The 486-nt window shown below is 63.6% G+C and carries 1 protein-coding gene; it reads right to left on the bottom strand.

The features are described 5' to 3' along the window. A partial coding sequence (locus IB248_RS31000) for a DUF4082 domain-containing protein (RefSeq protein WP_192242252.1) occupies positions 1–486 on the bottom strand: 486 nt, incomplete at both ends.

The following is a 486-nucleotide window of genomic DNA, read 5'->3' as shown; positions in this document are numbered from 1 at the left end:
CGAAGCTGACGGCCGTGACCGTCTTGGTATCGCCGGAATCTGGATCGGTGTCGTTGGTCAGCACATTGCCGCTGGCAACCACGCCGCCCGAGCCATTGGCAACACCGCCCTTCTCGGTCGCATCCCCGGCATCGGCAACCGCCGTCGGCACCGTGTTTTGGGTCGCCGGCCTGAAGACCACATCAGCCCAGTAATTCGACGCCTGGTAGGTGGCATTCGGGAAAATGCCTGCCGTGGCGGATCCGCCATAACGGTAGATACCGTTCCCACCACCTGCTGCACTCGACAGCGCCGTCAGCGGGCCGTTCGTTACAGCTGCCGTGAAATAGTTGCCAGTCGCCACATAGGCACCGGTCGTGTGGTAGGACGCCACATAGGTCGTGTTGGCGGTGATGGTGACCGGCGTTGCGAAGTTCACCGTCTGCCAGCCGCTCCCGGTGGTGCCGGAATAGGTGGCAGTGGCGAGCTTGGTGCCTCCGGTCGTCC

Origin of the sequence: Rhizobium sp. RHZ01 (genome assembly GCF_014851595.1) — a bacterium.
In the GTDB taxonomy this organism is placed as follows: domain Bacteria; phylum Pseudomonadota; class Alphaproteobacteria; order Rhizobiales; family Rhizobiaceae; genus Rhizobium; species Rhizobium altiplani.
Note: the sequence above shows the minus strand (reverse complement) of the source record. Positions and strands in the feature narration are given on the sequence as shown.